Here is a 17,204-nt window from a genome sequence, read left to right on the forward strand (position 1 = left end):
CCGGACCACGGATTGCCTGCCGAAGGAGGCGACGAATGAGCAAGCATGGACTCCATCTGCTGACTGCGTCCACTCCCCTGCACTTCTCCTCGGCGCTCCGCCGCGTCGCCGCCGGCGTCAGCATCGTGACCGCCGGGCACGGCGACGACATCACCGGCGTGACCACGGCGTCGCTCGTCTCGCTCTCGGTCGAGCCGCCCCGGCTCATGATCAATCTCGGCCGGCAATCATCCGCGTTTCCGCTCATCGCCCGCGACGGCTGGTTCGGCATCAACGTGCTCAGCTCCGATCAGCTCGCGCTGGCGGACCGCTTCAGCAGCCCGCACCTCGTCGGGCGGCAGAAATTCGACGGCATCGAGTGGTCGCGTCACGCGGCCGGTGTGCCACTGCTGCAGCATGCGCAGGCGGCGATCGCCTGCGAGGTCGACGAGATCATCGAGCGCTACGACCATGCGATCATCGTCGGCCGGCCCGACACGATCGAGCTGGCGCCGCGGCTGTCGAGCCTGCTGTACTGGAACGAGCAATATGTCGAGGTCGACCGCAATGCCGATCTCGACCTGCTGGCAGAAGTCGGCGTGCCGCCGGCGCATGTGCGGTGACAGCGCACCTTTGGGGGAGACGGCATGAGACATCGTCCTGTGACGGGCTCCGGCGCGGAGACGCCTGCACCGGCGGGCGAACGCTGGGGCCTCGATCGGCTGGTGGCGGAGCTGCGCGTCTCGCGCGAGGAAACCCATAGCATCCGCAAGGACGGCACGATCCACCGGCCGCCATCGCGCGAGAAGCTGGCGCAGGTCGTCGCCGCGCTGACCGAGGCGCTGTTTCCGCGCCACTATGGCCAGTACGACCTCGATAGCGAGAATATCGACTATTTCGTCGGCCACCGGCTCAGCATCGGCCTCGACCTGCTCTCCGACCAGATCCACCGCGCCGCCTTGTTCGTCGGCGACGAGCTGATCCCCGGCTTTCGCCAGCCGGACGCCGTCGAGCTCACGCACAGTTTCGCAAAGGGGTTGCCTGGGCTGCGCGGAATCCTGATCAGCGACCTGCGCGCCGCCTTCGTCGGTGATCCCGCCGCCAAGAGCTTTCCGGAGATCCTGATCGGCTATCCCGGCATGACCGCGATCATTCACCACCGGCTCGCGCATCTGCTCTACGGTCACGGCGCGCGCCTGGTGTCGCGGCTGATTGCCGAGATCGCGCACGCCCGAACCGGGATCGACATTCATCCGGGCGCGCAGATCGGTTCGGGCTTCTTCATCGATCACGGCACCGGCGTCGTCATCGGCGAGACGGCCGTGATCGGCGACAATGTTCGGATCTACCAGGCGGTCACGCTCGGCGCGCGGCACTTCCCGACCGAGGAGGACGGCACGCTGATCAAGGGCGACGCGCGCCATCCGATCGTCGAGGACGACGTCGTGATCTATGCCGGCGCCACCATCCTCGGCCGCATCACGATCGGACAGGGATCGACGATCGGCGGCAATGTCTGGCTGACACACGATGTCCCGCCCAACAGCATCGTGACCCAGGCCACGCTCCGCAACAAGGTCGGCGGACCGAACCTGCAGAAGTCCTGAGCCGTCGTGGGATCTGCCGGAGACCCGCGGTCGAAATGGAGATCCACGCTTGCTGATCAGCCCGACAAATTCATGCTCGTGCCGCGGACAACAATGCAAATCCATTTCATCGACAGCTTCAGCCCACAAAAGCTAGATTTTCGCAATCGCGCGGCCGGCATCAGCCATGCCGTCATGTTCGCGCTTCGACGGATGCCGTGATGTTCGACCCTCTCGCCATGATCAGCCTTCACCAGGATCCGCCCACGGATGGCAGCGATGCGCTTCGCCACAGCACGTCCGCCGAGCCGAGGCCGCTGCGTCGCGAGCTTCACCAGCGCGGTCGCAATCTCGGCGTCGGCATCGGGTGTTTTGCGGTCGAGCTCGCACGGCGCCTGCGATGGCCGCAATCGCCGAGCCGCGTGATCGCCACGCCGCGATAGCCGAACCCCCAGCCATCGTTTCGCGTCCCCCGACAATCCAGCCCACGAGGGCCCCATGAGCCAGCGTCGTCAACTGAACCTCAATCTCTTCATCTATCCGGGTGGTCATCACGAGGCGGCGTGGCGCTACAAGGGATCATCCGCCAGCCGCGCGCTCGACATCGGCTACTACCAGCAGCTCGCCCGAACGGCGGAGCACGCCAAGTTCGACGCGATCTTCTTTGCCGATGGCCCGGCGCTGGCCGACAACGTCCGCTACGCGCAGCGCTTCCGCTTCGAGCCGATCACCTGGCTGTCGGCGATCGCCGCCGCTACCAGCCATATCGGCCTGATCGGCACGGCATTCACGACCTATCACGAGCCCTATAATCTCGCCCGCCTGTTTGCCTCGCTCGACCATCTCAGCGGCGGCCGCGCCGGCTGGAACATCGTCACCACCAGCGCGGCACAGGCGGCGCAGAATTTCGGGCTGCCGGAGCATCCGCCGCACCACGAGCGCTACGAGCGCGCCAAGGAGTTCCTCGACGTCGTCACGGCGCTGTGGGACAGCTGGGAGGACGACGCCGTCGTCAATGATCAGGCGTCCGGCATCTTTGCCGACACCGACAAGGTCCATCCGCTCAATCATGTCGGCAAGTATTTTCGCGTCCGCGGGCCGCTGAACGTGCCGCGCTCGCCGCAGGGCCGGCCGGTCTACGTCCAGGCCGGCTCGTCCGAGGACGGCCGCGCCTTCGCGGCGCGCTTTGCTGAAGCGATCTTCACCGCGCACCAGACGCTGGCGAGCGCGCAGGAGTTCTATGCCGACATCAAGCGCCAGGCGCGCGCGCTCGATCGCAATCCCGACCACGTCAAGATCCTGCCCGGCATCAGCCCGTTCATCGGCTCGACGCAGGCCGAGGCCGACCGGCTGCAGGAGGAGTTCAACGACCTGATCCAGCCGGAGTACTCGCTGGTGCAACTGCGCCAGATGCTGGGGCTCGACCTCTCCGGCTTCGATCTCGACGGGCCATTCCCGCGTCATCTGATCGAGACCGATGGCGCGCGCGGTGTCGCCAGCCGCTTCAAGCTCGTCGTCGACATCGTCGACCGCGAGCAGCCGACGATCCGTCAGCTCATCCAGCGCCTCGCCGGTGCCCGCGGCCATTGGGTGATCGCCGGCACGCCGGACAAGATCGCCGACAACATCCAAAGCTGGTTCGAGAGCGGCGCCGCCGACGGCTTCAACGTCATGCCGCCCTGGCTGCCCGGCGGCTTCGACCTGTTCGCCGAGCACGTCGTGCCGCTCCTACGCAAGCGCGGCCTGTTCCGCACCGAGTACACCGGCACGACCTTGCGCGAGCATTACGGGCTGGATCGACCCGCCAGCCTCTACAGCCATCCGGTCCAGGCCATCGCCTGAGCGCCTTTTCACGGGCGGCGCGGAATGCCAACAGGCGCCCGCGCCGCCTTTCGTTTGGTTCAAGCCTTATCAAGCCTTGGAAGTCACATGCATCACATCACCAGATCGCAATTCGTCGGCCTGCTCGCCGCCTCCGTCCTCTTGATCGTCTCGGTCAGCGGCGCATGGGCGCAAGCCTCCGAGAAGAAGGAGCTCAAGGTCGGCTTCGTCCCGGGTCCTTACATCGACGAGTTCAAGATCGGCGTCGCGCCCGAATTGCAAAAGAAGGGCTACCAGATCCGCTACGTCGAGTTCTCGACCGGCCTCGAGGCCAACAATGCCGTGTTCAAGAGCGAGATCGACGCCAATGTGATGCAGCACACGATCTTTCTGAACTCCTACAATGAGCGGCAGAACACCGACCTCACCGGCATCGTGCACGTGCCGACGCCGCCGATGGGGATCTACTCCAAGAAGCACCCGCTCGGCACCAAGATCGGCCAGGGCGCCAAGATCGCGGTCCCCAACGATCCCGTCAATTTGCAGCGCGCGCTGTGGATCCTGCGCGATCTCGGCCTGATCGAGATCCGCGACTCCAAGCCGATCGACGTCACCGAACTCGACGTCATCAAGAACCCCGGCGGCATCAAGATCGTCCCGCTCGAGGCGGCACAGGCGCCGCGCGCGCTCGACGATGTCGACTTCGCCGCCATCCAGGGCAATTTCGCGATCTTCAGCGGCCTGAAGCTGACCAACGCCTTCGCGCTGGAGAAGATGACGACGCCCTACATCAACGTGGTCGCCGTCAAGCGCGGCAATGCCGAGACCGCCTGGGCCAAGGACATCGTCGACGGCTACAAGTCACCGGGCTTCAAGGCGGCCATCCTCGCGGATCGCTTCTATGACGGCTTCACCCTGCCCGACTACATGAAGTGAGCCATCGCGGCGGTCCGTCCCGGGTCGCCGCGAATCTCTCCGGGTCCGCAGTTACTTCAATCCGAAGCCGAGCGCGCGCAGCGCCTCAGCCAGTTTGTCGCGGCCATTGAGCGCCTTCGCCGAGCCGAGCCGGTTGAGCACCGTGTCCCGCCAGCCGACCGGCGCCACGCCCTGGCTGGTCTGGAACGCGCGCAAAGTCTCGTCATAGGCGGCGATGCCGTGGATCTCATCGGTCGGCGCATAGCGCTCGCGATGCAGAACCACGCTCTGGCGCAGGCGCGGTTTGACGTCCTCGCCGGCCGCGAGATCGGCATAGCCGACGCAGAGGCCGAACACGGCGAGCACGTTCGGCGGCAGGCCGAGCTCCTCAGCCACCGCCTGCGGCCGGTTGCGGATCGCGCCGATATAGACCGAGCCGAGGCCGAGCGCCTCGAGCGCGACGACGGCATTCTGCGCAGCGAGCGCTGCGTCGATGATCGCGACGAACAGCGTCTCCAGGAAATGGATGCCGTCATCGGGGCGCCCTTCCCGCCGCGCCAGCCGCTCGGCGCGCGACAGATCGGCGAGCCAGACCAGGAAAAGCGGTGCCTCGCGGACGTGCTTCTGATTGCCCACGAATTCCGACAGGCGCTGCTTGCGCGCGGGGTCCTCGACCGCGACGACGCTCCAGGTCTGCAGGTTCGACGACGACGCCGCCGACTGCGCCGCGGCCACCAGCGTTTCCACGGTGTGCGGCGGCACCGGATCGGGGCGGTAGCTGCGGATCGAGCGGTGCGCCAGGAGATGGCCGAGGATGTCATCGGCGCCGGCCGCTACGGCGGGGATGTCAGTGCCGTAGCGCTTGCGCAGCGCCGCCGTGATGTCGTGGCTTGGAGTGGTCGGTGCCCTCGTTTCGATGATCGTCATTCCTGTCCCCATGCCGGCCCGTACGTCATTGTGACGGCCGATATTCGATAAGTGCGTGCGCGTCGCCGCCTAGCAAAGCCGACCCCGAGGACAACGGCAATCCCCCGACGGATCATGCGTGCGATGTCGAAAGGCCCAGCTACTCGGCCGCCTGCGCCGCGGTGGGATCAATCACCGGTTTGCGCAAACCCGCCTGCTCCATGAGCGGCAGCACGCGACGGCCGAAGAAGTCGAGATCCGGCTTGAAGTCGTAGAACGACAGCTGCAGGCCGTCGACGCCCGCCTTCTTGAGCTGCACGAACTGCTCGACAACCTGCTCGGGCGTGCCGATCACCTCGATGTTGCCGCCGATCGCCCGGCGCTTGGGCGCATCGACGCCGACACGGCCGCGCCAGGCATGGGCGTCGCTGTCCAGCCGATGGAAGTCGCCGACAGGGTCGGCATGGGCGACGATGGCGTCGTGATAGGCCCAGGTCTCGCGCTCGGTCTCGCGGCAGATCACCATCGGATTGAGAAGAGTGCGCACTTCGCGACCGATGTCGCGCGCCGCCTGCTTCACCCGCGCGGTATGCGCCGGCAACGCAGGGATCGCGCTCTCGAAGCTCGAGCCGGCGGGGCTCGTGATGAAGACGATGTCGGAATAGCGCGCGGCAAAGGCGATGCCGGCATCCGAGCCGGTGGCGTTGACCAGCACCGGACGGCCGAAGCGCGGCTTCGGCGTCACGAAAGCGCCGTTGAGCTTCCAGGACGACTGGCCGGAGAACGAGTAGTTCTCGCTGTCGCCCCACAGCCGCTGCAGCACTTCGAGAAACTCGGCCGCGAGCTCGTAGCGGCGGTCGTGATCGATCCGGCTCCAGCCGAACGCCTCGTGCTCGGCGGCACGGTGGCCGGTGACGACATTGATGCCCCAGCGGCCATTGGAAATGTGGTCGAGCGTGGCGCCGTATTTCGCCAGATGCAGCGGGTGCATGGGACCGTAGAGCACGTGGATCGTCGAGATCAGGATGATCCGCCGGGTCAAGCCCGCCAGCGCGGCCGTGGTCATGAAGGAGTCGAGCGCCTCGCCCGTGAACACGCCGCCATAGCCGCCCTTCGGCAGCCATTGCGACAGCGCGAATACCAGATCGAAGCCGAGGTCCTCGGCGGCCAGCACGAGGTCTCGATTGTAGTCGAAGTGCCATGACGTGGTGCGCGGCAACGTCGAGGCGCTCCAGCCACCGGCCTGGATCGGCAGGAACAGGCCGAGCAGCAGCGGCTGTTACAGCGCTTGCGATAGTGGGCTGTCCGGCCGCTCGGAAGGCCCGGGAAAGCCGTCGAGGCCGACCAGCGCGCCCGGCCGGTGGGTGATGATGGTCATGCTGTCCTCTTGTCGTCCGTCTCGGCTGCGCGCACGGCCTCGCCGGCGCGACGAAACACCGTTTCCATCAGCCATTGCTCGTTGGGAAACTGCCCGGCCCATTCGTCCCAGCCGGAATGCTTGCGATATTGACCGAGGCGTCCCGAGGCCAGCGCCTCGTCCGGTGTGGTCGCGACGCGGCGGTCGCAATCCGGCGCGACATAGATCGCATCGGCGCGGCAATACAGCTCGCACATGAAGCAGGTCTGGCAGTCCTCCACCCGGGCCAGCAGCGGCGGCCCCGACACCGCGCGGTCGAGCACGTTGGTCGGGCACACGTCGACACAGGCGCCGCAATCCGTGCAGCGATCGGCAAGGATGAGCTCGATCATGACGCGGCTTCCAGCTCGATCGGAGCGTCCGCCGCGTGGCACGTGTCGGCTGTGATCTCGACCCGATCGAGGCCTCGGCTGACGAGGCGCACCGCCAGGTTTGGGTCGAGGCCGGGATGATCGATCCTGCGATGCAGGCCCCTACTCTCGGTCCGGCGGCGCGCGGTCGCGACCGACCAGCGTGCCGTGGCGACCAGCGCCGCCGTCTCACGCGAGCGCATGACATCGCCGCCCGCATGGTCGGAGATCTCGCGCCAGAGACCATCGAGCGCGCGCTGCGACGCCGCCAGCGTCGACTCCTTCCGGAACAGGGTCTTGTCGAAGGGATGCATCTCGGCGCGGACGCCGGCCCTGATGGCGTCGTGATCGAGCGCACGGGTCCGCAAGTGCGGCCGCAGGCCGGCCTTCCCGAGCGGCGTCAAGGTCGAGGCTTTTGCACCGATGCTACGCGACAGCCGCGCGGCGGCCTGTCCCGCGCGGACGCCGGAGGTCAGCGCCCAGGCCGAATTGATGTTGCCGCCGCCGGAGATCGCACCGGCCACCTTCTCGCGCGAGGCATTGTCGCCGGCGACGAACAGCCCCGGTACCGACGTGCGGCCATCGACGTCGTCGACCCTGACGCCGCCGAGCCCGCGGATGGTGCCGTCATTGTGCAGCGTGACCTCGAAGCGATCGCGCCAGGGATCGATGCCCCAGCGATCGAACACCAGCGGCACGTTCGGCGAGATCGTGTGCAGCCGGGCCTTGATATCGTCGGGCAGCCGATGCAGCGAGCAGAACACGGGACCCGCGAGCAGCGCTCTCGCCAACCCGATCGTCTGCTGCGGTCCGAACGGGAGATCGAGCTCCCGGCCGTCAGTGTCGTAATAGGTCGCGAACGCATAGGCCATGCTGCGCGTCATGGTCGAATGCGCCGGCGCGATCGTGTAGGCCGCGGTGAACTCCATGCCCGACAGCTCGGCGCCCGCCTCCGCCGCGAGCAGATAGCCGTCGCCGGTGTTGGTGCGCGATCCCAGGAGGTGCGACAGGAAGCTGGTGCCGCCGGCCGCCAGCACGGTCGCGCCTGCGGCGATCTCGTAAGGCCGATCGCCGTCCTGCCGGCGAAGGCCTCGTGCGCCGCCGATCGTGCCGTCGCCGCGCGCCAGCAGCTCCAGCACCGGCGAATGGTCGAGGATCGTGACGCCACTCTCCCGCGCGACCGCGCGCAGCGCCCGCATGTATTCGGGGCCGCGAACGGCGCGATAATTGGTCTGCCCGTCATGGTCGATGCCAAACGCATAGTGGCTCGCGAGCGTCGGCAGCGTGCGCCAGGTCTCGTCGATGATCGCGTGCATCCAAGCGGCCTCGCCGAGCCCGAGCCCGGCGGCGAGACGCTGGCTGACGGCCTGCGCGCGCGCATCAGGCGGCACCCACCAATGGCCCGGGCCCGCCGCGGCCGTGACGCCGCTGGTGCCGCAATAGCCCTTGTCGACGAGGATCACCCGCGCGCCAGCACGCGCAGCCGAGACCGCGGCCCATGCGCCGGCCATGCCGCCGCCAATCACGAGCACGTCAGCGGTGAGCGCAAGTGGATCAGTTGCAGAAGCGGTCACGAGGCGACCCGACGCGGCATCCGCAAGGCGCGCGCTCCCGCTGTTCCTGCCGTCATCGCCCGCGCTATCATGGTCCGAACTCCGCAGCCCTGCGCGCAAACGACGCACATGCGCTGATATGGTCATCCAGCGCACCGCCGCTGGCAATTTCAGAATTGCGCGATTTTCGAACGCTCTGTTCTCGCCGCGATCCGTGATCGGAGAAGAATTCGGTCGAGCATTCCTCGCCGCCGTCGCGGCCCGGCAGATCACTCGACGCGTGTAATAATTCTAACGCGCAGATACCCGCGACGACACACTCGGAACAACAATCTGGACTTCATTGGAACAAAGTCGACCGGAACACGCCAACAAATAGAATATTCGTCTTTCCGAATCCGGCCGCCGATTTACGTGCTAGATTATGAATGTTACGCATCGACCGCGCGCGAGAGAAAAGGCATCTTTGCATGAGCCGTTTTCCGGAACGACATATCATCATCGTCGGCGGCGGCGCATCCGGCGTTCTTCTCGCCTATCAGCTGCTGCAACACCCGGACTCCGATATCCGCGTCACCTTGATCGAGAAGCGTTCGGAGGTCGGCCGTGGGCTGGCCTATCACACCGGGAATGCCGATCACCTGCTCAATGTGCGTGCAGCCAACATGAGCGCGCTGCCGGATGATCCCGACCATTTCTGGCGCTGGCTTTCGAGCCATGAGCACGGCCTTCAGCTCTGTCCCGATCCGTTCTGCTTCGTTCCTCGCCGCCTCTATGGCGACTACATCGCCAGCCTGATCGCGCCGTACCTTGCGACGGTGGACGGTGCACAGCGGCTCGCTATCATCCAGGGCGAATGCGTGGCGGTCAGCGAAGGCCGCGATGGGGTCACCGTCAGCCTCGCCAACGGCACGCGCCAGCTCGCCGACGTCGCGGTGTTAGCCACCGGCCATGACGCTGCGATTCCGCGCTCGGCCTGGCATGCCGATCCCTGGATCAACCCGTCCGTACCCGGCTTCAGCCGCGACTCGGCGGTGCTCATTCTCGGCGCCGGCCTGACGATGGCGGACTACGTGCTGTCGCTGCTGCGCGAGGGCCATCGCGGCCCGATCCTCGCAATCTCGCGCCGCGGCCTGATGGCCAGGGGACATCGCCGCATCGCCCCGTGCAGGATCAGCGAGGACGAAGTTCCGTTCGGTGCGCGCGGCAGCGTTCTGCTGCGCTGGTTCCGGCAACGGATCGCCGCCCACATCGCCGAGGGCGGCGACTGGCGCGCCGTCATCGATGCCGTCAGGCCGTTCAGCCACCGGCTGTGGCAGGACCTGCCGCCGGCGTCCAAGCGCAGCTTCCTGGAGCATGCGCGGGCGTGGTGGGACGTGCATCGCCACCGCATGGCGCCCGAGGTCGAGGCGCGCATCACCAAGGCGATCGAAGACGGCCAGCTCCACGTCGCCGCCGCCAAGCTGGTCAAGATCGACGGTGGCACGCAGGGCGCCCGCGCGCATTATCGCCGGCGCGGCCGCAGCGAGATCGAGACGCTCGAGGTCGGGGCTGTGATCGACTGCACGGGCATCGTGAAGGATCCGCGCGCCACCGCCAATCCCGCGGTCCGCAGCCTGTTCGACCAGGGGCTGGCACGCTGCGACGCCTTGCGGATCGGCATCGAGGTCACGGCCGATTGCGCCATCGTCGGCGCCGATGGCACGCCCTCGCAGCGCCTGTTCGCGATCGGCCCGCTGACGCGGGCCGCGTTCTGGGAGATCATTGCGATCCCCGACATCCGGAGCCAATGCGCCGATCTTGCGAACCGGCTGCTTCAGGCACGCCCGATCACCATGCTGCCGGTCGATGCGCCGGCTCTCGCCGGCGCTCCGGATCACCAGGTCGCGATGTAGGTGCCCTTGAAACGGGTGTCGAGGAACGCCTTGACCGGCTCGGAGTGATAGGCCTCGATTAGCCGCTTGACCCACGGCTTGTCCTTGTCCTCCTCCCGCACCGCGAGGATGTTGACCCACGGCCCTTCGGCATTCTCGCGCGCGATCGCGTCCTTGGCGGGATTGAGCCCGGCCTGTACCGCGTAATTGTTGTTGATCGAGACGAGATCGACATCGGCCAGCGCGCGCGGCAGTTGCGCGGCGTCGAGCTCGACAAATTTCAGCTTCTTGGGATTGTCGGTGATGTCGGCGACCGTCGAGGCGACATTGCCCGGATCCTTCAGCTTGATCACGCCATGCAGCGCCAGGATCATCAGCCCGCGCGCCCCGTTCGACGGATCGTTGGCGATCGCGACCTTGGCCCCCTCAGGAAGCTCGGCGAGCGTCTTGTACTTCTGCGAATAGACGCCCTGCGGCGAGGCGATCGTGGTGGCGACCTTGACGATCTTCCAGCCGGTCTTGGAGATCTGGTTCTTCAGGTAGGGCTCGTGCTGGAACGAGTTCGCCTCGAGATCCTTCAGCGCCAGCGCCTGGTTCGGGATCACGTAGTCGGTGAACTCGACGACCTTGATGTCGAGTCCGCGCTCGGCGGCGACCTTCTTCACGACATCGATGATCTCGGCATGCGGGCCGGCGGTGACACCGACGCGGATGGTTTCGGCATGCGCGGGAAGCGCGACGGACAGTAACGCGGCAAGCGCAACAACGGGACGTAACATTCAAGTCTCCAACCAAACAATTGAGTTCCGTTGGTGACTAGCCCTGGCGCTGCGGAGGATCAATCGCAGCTGCGAACAAAACAATGGACTAGCTGCCGTTATTGTTGTTCGCGTACGAACGTTCTTTATTTTCCGAGTTACCGAGCGATTCATGCTCCTCCCGGTAGCCCGGATGAGCGAAGCGACATCCGGGATCAAACGAGCTGCCGAGGAGAACCCGCATGTCGCTGGCGCTCATGCGGGCTACGGGGGTTCGACTCAGTTGAACAGATCCGGCTCTTGCGCCGTGATCCAGTCCCACAGCGGCTGGAAGCTGAAATAGCCGCCCTTGTGGGTGCCGACCTGCCCCGAAGTGTGCTTCGCGATGTCATGCGGGATGGGCTTGGTGGGACCGGCCGCCTCGGCCAGCAATTGCGTCCGCGCGGCGTTGTCCATCGCGATGTACCACCAGGCCGTCGCCTCGATGGTGGGTCCCACCGTCAGCAGACCGTGGTTCTGCAGGATCGCAGCCTTCTTGGCTCCGAGCGCGGCCGCGATCTTCTTGCCCTCTTCGGCATCGAGCACCACGCCGGTGAACGGATCGAAGAGCACGTGGTCGCCGTAGAAGGCGCAGGAATCCTGCGTCAGCGGATCGAGCAGTCGACCCAGCGCGGAGAACGCCTTGCCGTAGGTCGAATGCGTATGCGCGGCAGCGATCACCTGCGGATGGGCGGCGTGGATCGCGGAATGAATGACGAAGCCGGCCTGGTTGATCGGCTTGTTGCCGATCAGGATGTTGCCGTCGTGATCGACGAGTTGCAGGTCGGAGACCTTGATCTGGCTGAAATGCGTCGATAGCGGATTGATCCAGAACCGGTCCGGGAATTCCGGATCGCGCACGGTGACGTGGCCGGCCAGACCCTGATCGAAGCCGTAGCGCGCGAACAGGCGGAAGGTCGCCGCAAGGCGCTGCTTGCGGTGCAGCCGCTCCTCCTCGAAGGTGGCTGCGGGCGCGCGCTCGACCAGCGCAAACTTCCTGGGTCGTTCGACGATCTCGTTCATGGTCGTTTCCTCCTGCTCGGCTGCGACGATTGTATCCGTGTCTGCGTCAGCTCAGCGCTGCCTCAAGCGGCGATTGAGCCGGCGCGCGAGATGATCGCCTATGGTCTGCACCGTCTGCACCAGCGCGATCAGCACGACCACCACGGCCAGCATCATCTCCGGCATGAAGCGCTGGTAGCCATAGCGGATGCCGAGATCGCCGAGGCCGCCGCCGCCGACGGCGCCGACCATCGCGGAGTAGCCGAGCAGGCTGACCACCGCGAGCGTCAGCGCCAGCACCAGGCCGGGCAGCGCTTCCGGAATCAGCACCTTGAACACGATCTGCAGCGGCGTCGCGCCGAACGAGGACGCGGTCTCGATCAGGCCGGCATCGACCTCGCGGATGGCCGCCTCGACCAGCCGCGCGATGAACGGGGTCGCCGCCACCGTCAGCGGCACGATCGCAGCGCCCGAGCCGATCGAGGTGCCGGCGACGAGTCGCGTGAACGGGATGATCGCGACGACGAGGATGATGAAGGGCGTCGAGCGCGTGGCATTGACGACCACCCCGAGCGCCGCGTTCACGGCGGGAGCCGCGAACAACTCACCCGTGCGGCTGGTCGCCAGGAAGACGCCGAGCGGCAGGCCGAGGGCGGTCGCGACCAGCGCCGCAGTCGACACCATGAAGAGGCTCTCGCCGGTGGCCTGGACGATCAGGTTGATGAGTTCAGGCGACATAGCCGAGACGCTCCGCTGCGAACCGATGCTGAGTAAGATAAGCGAGCGTCTGCCGCGCCGCGGCCTCGCCGCCGGGAATGCCGAGGATCAGCGAGCCGACATGCTGGCCGCCGATCTCATCGATACGCGCCGACAACAGCCCCACGTCGATTGACAGCTCGCGGGCGAGCCGTGCGACCAGGGTGTCGCCGGCATCCGTGCCGCGCACCTGCACGCGAATGACCGCCTGTCCGATCGATGACGGCTCCTGCACGAGGCGGCTCGCCAGCGACACCGGCACGGCATCGCCGAGCACCTCTGACAGGAAGGTCTGCGTCGTCGGATGCTTCGGATGGGTGAAGATGTCGGCGACATGGCCGCGCTCGACGACGCGGCCGTCATCGATCACGACGACCTCCTTGGCGAGCTGGCGGACCACCGACATCTCGTGGGTGATCAGGATGATGGTGACGCCGAGCTCGCGGTTGATGTTGGCGAGCAGGTCGAGGATGGCGCGCGTGGTCTGCGGATCGAGCGCCGAGGTCGCCTCGTCCGACAGCAGCACGTCCGGCCGCGTGGCTAGCGCGCGCGCAATGCCGATGCGCTGCTTCTGCCCGCCGGACAATTCCGACGGATAGCGGTCGTGCTTGTCGGCGATGTCGACCAGCTCGAGCAGCTCACCGACACGCGTTCGGATATCGGCCTTCGACCAGCCGGCGATCTCGAGCGGCAGCGCGATGTTGTCGGCGGCGGTGCGCGAGGACAGCAGATTGAAGTGCTGGAAGATCATTCCGATCGAGCGCTGCGCGAGCCGAAGCTGCTGTCCGCTCAGCGCGGAGATTTCGCGCCCATCGACAATGACGCAGCCGGTGCTCGGCTTCTCCAGCCCATTGATCAGCCGCACCAGGCTCGACTTGCCGGCGCCGGAGCGCCCGATGACGCCAGTGATCGAGCCGCGCGCGATGGCAAAATCGATCTCCTTGAGCGCTTCGACGGCCGGCTTGTCGCGATAGGCGGGATAGGTCTTGGAGAGCGCCTCGAAGCGGACCATTGGCGCCGCGACGGCTGCTTCGGGCACGACCGGCTCCGTTGGCCGGATCGGCTCGGCGACAGCGAGGGACGAGTGGGCATTCATGAGGGGACCTTGACTTGACGTGCTGCAGCGCACGCATTCAATTCACCATCGCCTGCGATCGGTCCCGAGGCAATTTCAGAAATGCCTGAAGTCATGGACAAAGCTTCTCGTTTGATGGCGCACCGTGAAACATCATGCTCCCTCGCGCATACTCAGTCGTAGTGAAACACCAGCGTCCGCAGCTCGATGCTCTCGCGCGGCGCGGCATCCGCAGGCGTGGTCGGATCGACGAAGGCGGTATGCGGCCCGAACCGGGTGCGGCCGTCGGTCGCCGAATCGTAGCACTTCAGCAGCAGCGCCTCGTCCACCGTCATGTCCGGAAAATAGAACCAGCGATGCGCTGGGTTATAGGTGACCGAGTAGGTCTCGCCGTTGCGGTTCGGATAGATCAGGTCGGAGGCGACGAGATCCTCAGGCGCGACGGTGGTGCCATCGCACATCGCGAGCGGACTGTCGCGCAGCGGACCGATGATCGGGCGCCAGAGATTGATCACCTGAACCCGCCCGCGCAGCAGCGCATCAGCCTCGTCACCGAGGTGCTCGCGCACCCGATTGGCGCCCGATGTCACGGTCTGGTCGACATGGACGCGCGTCGCCGGCTGCCTAGGCCCGCCGTCGCGGACATCGGCGGCGCCGGGCACACGCTTGCGCACCGTGTGATCGAAAATGACGACTCGATCGGCGCGCAAGGTCGCCCGAATGAAAGCCTCCGCCGCCGGATAGTAGACGGAGCGGACTTCCTTTTCGTTGGTGAAGTCACGCACGAAAGTCGGGTGCCGCACCAGCGCAAAGCCCTCGCGATCGAGCGAGAACGACGATGCGATCGGGCGGCCGTCGAACACCGGCACGCGGTGCGGCTCAGGCAGCGCCGTCGATTTCGGCTCGCCCGGCGGCGGGTCGAACGCGTAGGTCCGCGGCTTGGTTGCGGTGGGCGCGAGGTAGTTCAGCTCGGCGAGCACGAAGGGAAGCGCTTCGATCTTTCTCTCGACCAGGCTCATGGGATGTCTCCGGGCAGTTTCATGCGATTGCATGGAGCTTGGGCGGCGTCGGCGGACAGAACAAGCAGCTGCCCGAAATAGCAACGCTCCTGCTTCCGGGGCGGCCCCGCGTAGAAGGAGCTTGCCTGCTGGAGGAGGCTCGCGACCATGGTATTCTTCCGGGCTCCACCTCCGACGCCAGGACATGGCTGGCATGACATGACCGCGGCCAGCTCCTGCGGGTCATCATGTCCTCGTGCAATCGAGCGCTGATTGCTTCAGCAGAAGATAGTTGCACGATCATCCTGAAATTCGCCTGTCCCATTTCATTGACGACATTCGCCATCCTTCTACATTCATCGACAGATCGCACTCACGCCCAACAGACACCATCCGACACTTCCAATGTCAGCCGCAGCCCCGCAGGTCTTCGTCATCGACCTAGGCCCGCGTCCGGCCTTCGTGTTTGCCGCGAAGGATCACGTGACGGCGCAGAGCCTGGTGCGATCACCGGCTTTGCTGCGTGCGATCGACGCCTTCTGCCGATTGAGGCGTCCCGCGCAGGCGGAACGGCTCGCGCTCCGCGAAGCGAACCATGGCGAGGCGGCGATCTATCTCGATCGGGCCGACGAGCTGGCCTGCGAGGCGATCTCCCGCCTGCTCCTGGTTCATCTCGGCCCGGGCTGACGCCGCGGAGAGCTCGTGCCCGCCGCGGCACAAGCGCCCTACTCCGCGGCCTCGCTGAAATCGAGCCGCGCTTGCGGCACCTCGCCGGTCACCACGGACACCCGCTCGCCCCAGCGCTCCTCGGGATAGTAGTCCCACACCGCATGGTGCTGGCTCGCCCAATTGTCCCAGACGAGCAGCGAGTTGGGCCGCCACTGCACGCGCGTCTGCAGCGCGAGCTGGCTTTCGACATGGCGGAACAGGAGCTGCAGCAGCGCGTCGCTCTCCCGCCGCGTCAGCTGCACGATGTGCGACGTGAAGGACGCGTTGACGTAAAGGAATTTGCGGCCGGTGCGCGGATGGGTCACGACCACCGGATGCTCGGATTGCGGATAGGTCTTCCCCGGGTCGGGCTTGGCGCCATAGCCGGCCGTCCACGCCAATGATCCGTCATGGATCGCGGTCAAGCCGTCGAGCAGCTGCTTGATCGGATCCGACAGGAATTCATAGGCGAGATACATGTTGGCAAACGCCGTGTCGCCGCCGAGCGGCGGGGTCTTCGTCACCCGCAGCAGCGAGACCGCGATCGGGCTCGGGTCGCAGGACACATCAGGGTGCCAGCCGTCGCCGGCCGTGAAGCGCGAATTGGCGTCGGTCTTCCACGACAGGAATTCCGGATCGAACGGCCCATCATGACGGAAACGCGTCGCCGCCAGCTCGTGCCGGTGCAGCGACTTGCCGAAGCGCCGCGCGAACCGCTTGTGGTCCTCCTTGGAGATGTCCTGATCGCGGAACACGATCGCCAGGTTTTCGTCCAGCGCGCGGTGGATCTCCGCGAACTGCGCCTCGGAGACATCCTTTGCAAGATCGACCCCGCCGATCTCCGCGCCGACGGTCGGACCGAGTTGCCTGACCTCGATCGTCTCATAAGGTTCGCGCTTCCGGCCGTTCCAGGCCTGGATGGCGAGCTTGTCGTTGAAGTCCCTATAGAAGCTCATGAGTGATGTCCTTCGATGGCGATGGAAGTGTTAAAGGGAGCCGCGGCGGCGCAGATGTCCGCGACCGCTGATCACGAGCGCACGAGCGGCGCGTTCGGCGTCGCGTGCCGATGTGAAGGATTGCCCTTCCAGGCTGTCGAACGCGCGCTCGGACGAAAAAAAGCTGAAGCCGCGTTCGTCGGCCGTGACGATGCCCGCGGTGCGGTTGAAGACTTCGATGACAAAGGCTGTCGGCATGGGTGATCATTCGCCGCCTTGCACAGCGGCGCTCCTGTCGGATCTGCAAATCGATGAATGAGGTGAATTCGGCTGCAGCGATCAGCAACAGGCCCCGGTCGCCGCCGAGAAGCAGCGTCCGGCGAGGCGCTTGCGCACCAGGCAACGGGCTGCGGTTCGGGTTCTCATCTGGCGATCCGTGGTTGAAGGAGGATGGCGGTGAATATCGTCGCAGGCCCGCGTGCGGTCAATGAAATGGAACTTCAAAGATCGCGAGCCCGCGCATCGTTTGTTT

At 66.1% G+C, this 17,204-nt stretch carries 17 protein-coding genes and 1 pseudogene; 6 read left to right on the forward strand and 12 right to left on the reverse strand.

Features of this window, described 5'->3' with window-relative positions; translation table 11 throughout:
• Positions 1 to 35: 35 nt before the first annotated feature.
• Positions 36 to 602, forward strand: a complete 567-nt coding sequence (locus BRADO_RS19925; protein ID WP_011927143.1) for a flavin reductase family protein — start codon at positions 36 to 38, stop codon at positions 600 to 602.
• 24 nt (positions 603 to 626) lie between these two features.
• Complete coding sequence (gene epsC / locus BRADO_RS19930) at positions 627 to 1,586, forward strand: serine O-acetyltransferase EpsC (protein WP_011927144.1); 960 nt, start codon at positions 627 to 629, stop codon at positions 1,584 to 1,586.
• 56 nt (positions 1,587 to 1,642) lie between these two features.
• Here epsC and BRADO_RS35090 read toward each other — a convergent pair whose 3' ends face one another.
• A complete protein-coding gene (locus BRADO_RS35090; protein WP_011927145.1) occupies positions 1,643 to 1,975 on the reverse strand; it encodes a hypothetical protein in 333 nt (110 codons plus the stop codon).
• An 88-nt stretch (positions 1,976 to 2,063) separates the two neighbouring features.
• On the opposite strand from BRADO_RS35090, the gene BRADO_RS19940 reads away from it, so the two are divergent.
• On the forward strand, positions 2,064 to 3,407 hold the full coding sequence (locus BRADO_RS19940; protein WP_011927146.1) for an LLM class flavin-dependent oxidoreductase: 1,344 nt from the start codon (positions 2,064 to 2,066) through the stop codon (positions 3,405 to 3,407).
• 87 nt (positions 3,408 to 3,494) lie between these two features.
• Positions 3,495 to 4,322 carry a MetQ/NlpA family ABC transporter substrate-binding protein gene (locus BRADO_RS19945; RefSeq protein ID WP_011927147.1) on the forward strand — a complete coding sequence of 276 codons (828 nt, stop codon included), beginning with the start codon at positions 3,495 to 3,497 and terminating at the stop codon, positions 4,320 to 4,322.
• Between the two features lie 51 nt (positions 4,323 to 4,373).
• On the opposite strand, the gene BRADO_RS19950 is transcribed toward BRADO_RS19945, so the two are convergent.
• The 4 genes and pseudogenes from BRADO_RS19950 to BRADO_RS19965 form a co-directional block, all read right to left on the reverse strand.
• Positions 4,374 to 5,228, reverse strand: a complete 855-nt coding sequence (locus BRADO_RS19950; RefSeq protein WP_011927148.1) for an NADPH-dependent oxidoreductase — start codon at positions 5,226 to 5,228, stop codon at positions 4,374 to 4,376.
• A 139-nt stretch (positions 5,229 to 5,367) separates the two neighbouring features.
• Positions 5,368 to 6,585, reverse strand: a pseudogene (locus tag BRADO_RS19955) (LLM class flavin-dependent oxidoreductase).
• Entirely contained in the window at positions 6,582 to 6,956 is a 375-nt protein-coding gene (locus BRADO_RS19960) for a ferredoxin family protein (RefSeq protein WP_011927151.1), read from the reverse strand. The pseudogene BRADO_RS19955 and the gene BRADO_RS19960 overlap by 4 nt, the downstream one beginning before the upstream one ends.
• Complete coding sequence (locus tag BRADO_RS19965; RefSeq protein WP_011927152.1) at positions 6,953 to 8,548, reverse strand: FAD-dependent oxidoreductase; 1,596 nt, start codon at positions 8,546 to 8,548, stop codon at positions 6,953 to 6,955. Before BRADO_RS19965 ends, BRADO_RS19960 begins: the two co-directional genes overlap by 4 nt.
• Before the next feature lie 449 nt (positions 8,549 to 8,997).
• On the opposite strand from BRADO_RS19965, the gene BRADO_RS19970 reads away from it, so the two are divergent.
• Complete coding sequence (locus BRADO_RS19970; protein WP_041756748.1) at positions 8,998 to 10,422, forward strand: FAD/NAD(P)-binding protein; 1,425 nt, start codon at positions 8,998 to 9,000, stop codon at positions 10,420 to 10,422.
• On the opposite strand, the gene BRADO_RS19975 is transcribed toward BRADO_RS19970, so the two are convergent.
• From BRADO_RS19975 to BRADO_RS19995, 5 genes are all read right to left on the reverse strand, one after another.
• Positions 10,404 to 11,180, reverse strand: a complete 777-nt coding sequence (locus BRADO_RS19975) for a MetQ/NlpA family ABC transporter substrate-binding protein (protein ID WP_011927154.1) — start codon at positions 11,178 to 11,180, stop codon at positions 10,404 to 10,406. The two genes, BRADO_RS19970 and BRADO_RS19975, sit on opposite strands and share 19 nt — an antisense overlap.
• Positions 11,181 to 11,438: 258 nt before the next feature.
• Positions 11,439 to 12,251, reverse strand: a complete 813-nt coding sequence (locus BRADO_RS19980; protein ID WP_256374628.1) for a class II aldolase/adducin family protein — start codon at positions 12,249 to 12,251, stop codon at positions 11,439 to 11,441.
• A gap of 21 nt (positions 12,252 to 12,272) precedes the next feature.
• The gene (locus tag BRADO_RS19985; RefSeq protein ID WP_011927156.1) at positions 12,273 to 12,938 is read right to left on the reverse strand and encodes a methionine ABC transporter permease; all 666 of its coding nucleotides are present in this window, start codon (positions 12,936 to 12,938) and stop codon (positions 12,273 to 12,275) included.
• Positions 12,928 to 14,052, reverse strand: coding sequence for a methionine ABC transporter ATP-binding protein (locus BRADO_RS19990; RefSeq protein ID WP_041756750.1), 1,125 nt, complete (start codon positions 14,050 to 14,052; stop codon positions 12,928 to 12,930). Before BRADO_RS19990 ends, BRADO_RS19985 begins: the two co-directional genes overlap by 11 nt.
• Before the next feature lie 152 nt (positions 14,053 to 14,204).
• Entirely contained in the window at positions 14,205 to 15,050 is an 846-nt protein-coding gene (locus BRADO_RS19995) for a CmcJ/NvfI family oxidoreductase (protein ID WP_011927158.1), read from the reverse strand.
• 384 nt (positions 15,051 to 15,434) lie between these two features.
• Between BRADO_RS19995 and BRADO_RS20005 the strand changes: the two genes are divergently transcribed.
• Positions 15,435 to 15,716, forward strand: a complete 282-nt coding sequence (locus BRADO_RS20005; RefSeq protein ID WP_011927160.1) for a hypothetical protein — start codon at positions 15,435 to 15,437, stop codon at positions 15,714 to 15,716.
• A gap of 38 nt (positions 15,717 to 15,754) precedes the next feature.
• On the opposite strand, the gene BRADO_RS20010 is transcribed toward BRADO_RS20005, so the two are convergent.
• Together BRADO_RS20010 and BRADO_RS20015 are read right to left on the reverse strand one after the other, a co-directional pair.
• Entirely contained in the window at positions 15,755 to 16,693 is a 939-nt protein-coding gene (locus BRADO_RS20010) for a TauD/TfdA family dioxygenase (protein ID WP_011927161.1), read from the reverse strand.
• Positions 16,694 to 16,723: 30 nt separating this feature from the next.
• Positions 16,724 to 16,930 (reverse strand): hypothetical protein, encoded by a 207-nt coding sequence (locus tag BRADO_RS20015; protein ID WP_011927162.1) that lies wholly within the window; start codon positions 16,928 to 16,930, stop codon positions 16,724 to 16,726.
• Positions 16,931 to 17,204: the final 274 nt, after the last annotated feature.

Origin of the sequence: Bradyrhizobium sp. ORS 278 (assembly GCF_000026145.1) — a bacterium.
GTDB lineage: Bacteria > Pseudomonadota > Alphaproteobacteria > Rhizobiales > Xanthobacteraceae > Bradyrhizobium.

Bases quoted from the DNA above. Each gene is read 5' to 3' on its own strand.
- BRADO_RS19960 (WP_011927151.1), bottom strand. From the start codon at position 6,956: ATGATCGAGCTCATCCTTGCCGATCGCTGCACGGATTGCGGCGCCTGT.
- BRADO_RS19995 (WP_011927158.1), bottom strand. From the start codon at position 15,050: ATGAGCCTGGTCGAGAGAAAGATCGAAGCGCTTCCCTTCGTGCTCGCC.
- BRADO_RS19925 (WP_011927143.1), top strand. From the start codon at position 36: ATGAGCAAGCATGGACTCCATCTGCTGACTGCGTCCACTCCCCTGCAC.
- BRADO_RS20010 (WP_011927161.1), bottom strand. From the start codon at position 16,693: ATGAGCTTCTATAGGGACTTCAACGACAAGCTCGCCATCCAGGCCTGG.
- BRADO_RS19985 (WP_011927156.1), bottom strand. From the start codon at position 12,938: ATGTCGCCTGAACTCATCAACCTGATCGTCCAGGCCACCGGCGAGAGC.
- BRADO_RS19975 (WP_011927154.1), bottom strand. From the start codon at position 11,180: ATGTTACGTCCCGTTGTTGCGCTTGCCGCGTTACTGTCCGTCGCGCTT.
- BRADO_RS19950 (WP_011927148.1), bottom strand. From the start codon at position 5,228: ATGACGATCATCGAAACGAGGGCACCGACCACTCCAAGCCACGACATC.
- epsC (WP_011927144.1), top strand. From the start codon at position 627: ATGAGACATCGTCCTGTGACGGGCTCCGGCGCGGAGACGCCTGCACCG.
- BRADO_RS20015 (WP_011927162.1), bottom strand. From the start codon at position 16,930: ATGCCGACAGCCTTTGTCATCGAAGTCTTCAACCGCACCGCGGGCATC.
- BRADO_RS19940 (WP_011927146.1), top strand. From the start codon at position 2,064: ATGAGCCAGCGTCGTCAACTGAACCTCAATCTCTTCATCTATCCGGGT.
- BRADO_RS19945 (WP_011927147.1), top strand. From the start codon at position 3,495: ATGCATCACATCACCAGATCGCAATTCGTCGGCCTGCTCGCCGCCTCC.
- BRADO_RS20005 (WP_011927160.1), top strand. From the start codon at position 15,435: ATGTCAGCCGCAGCCCCGCAGGTCTTCGTCATCGACCTAGGCCCGCGT.
- BRADO_RS19970 (WP_041756748.1), top strand. From the start codon at position 8,998: ATGAGCCGTTTTCCGGAACGACATATCATCATCGTCGGCGGCGGCGCA.
- BRADO_RS19990 (WP_041756750.1), bottom strand. From the start codon at position 14,052: ATGAATGCCCACTCGTCCCTCGCTGTCGCCGAGCCGATCCGGCCAACG.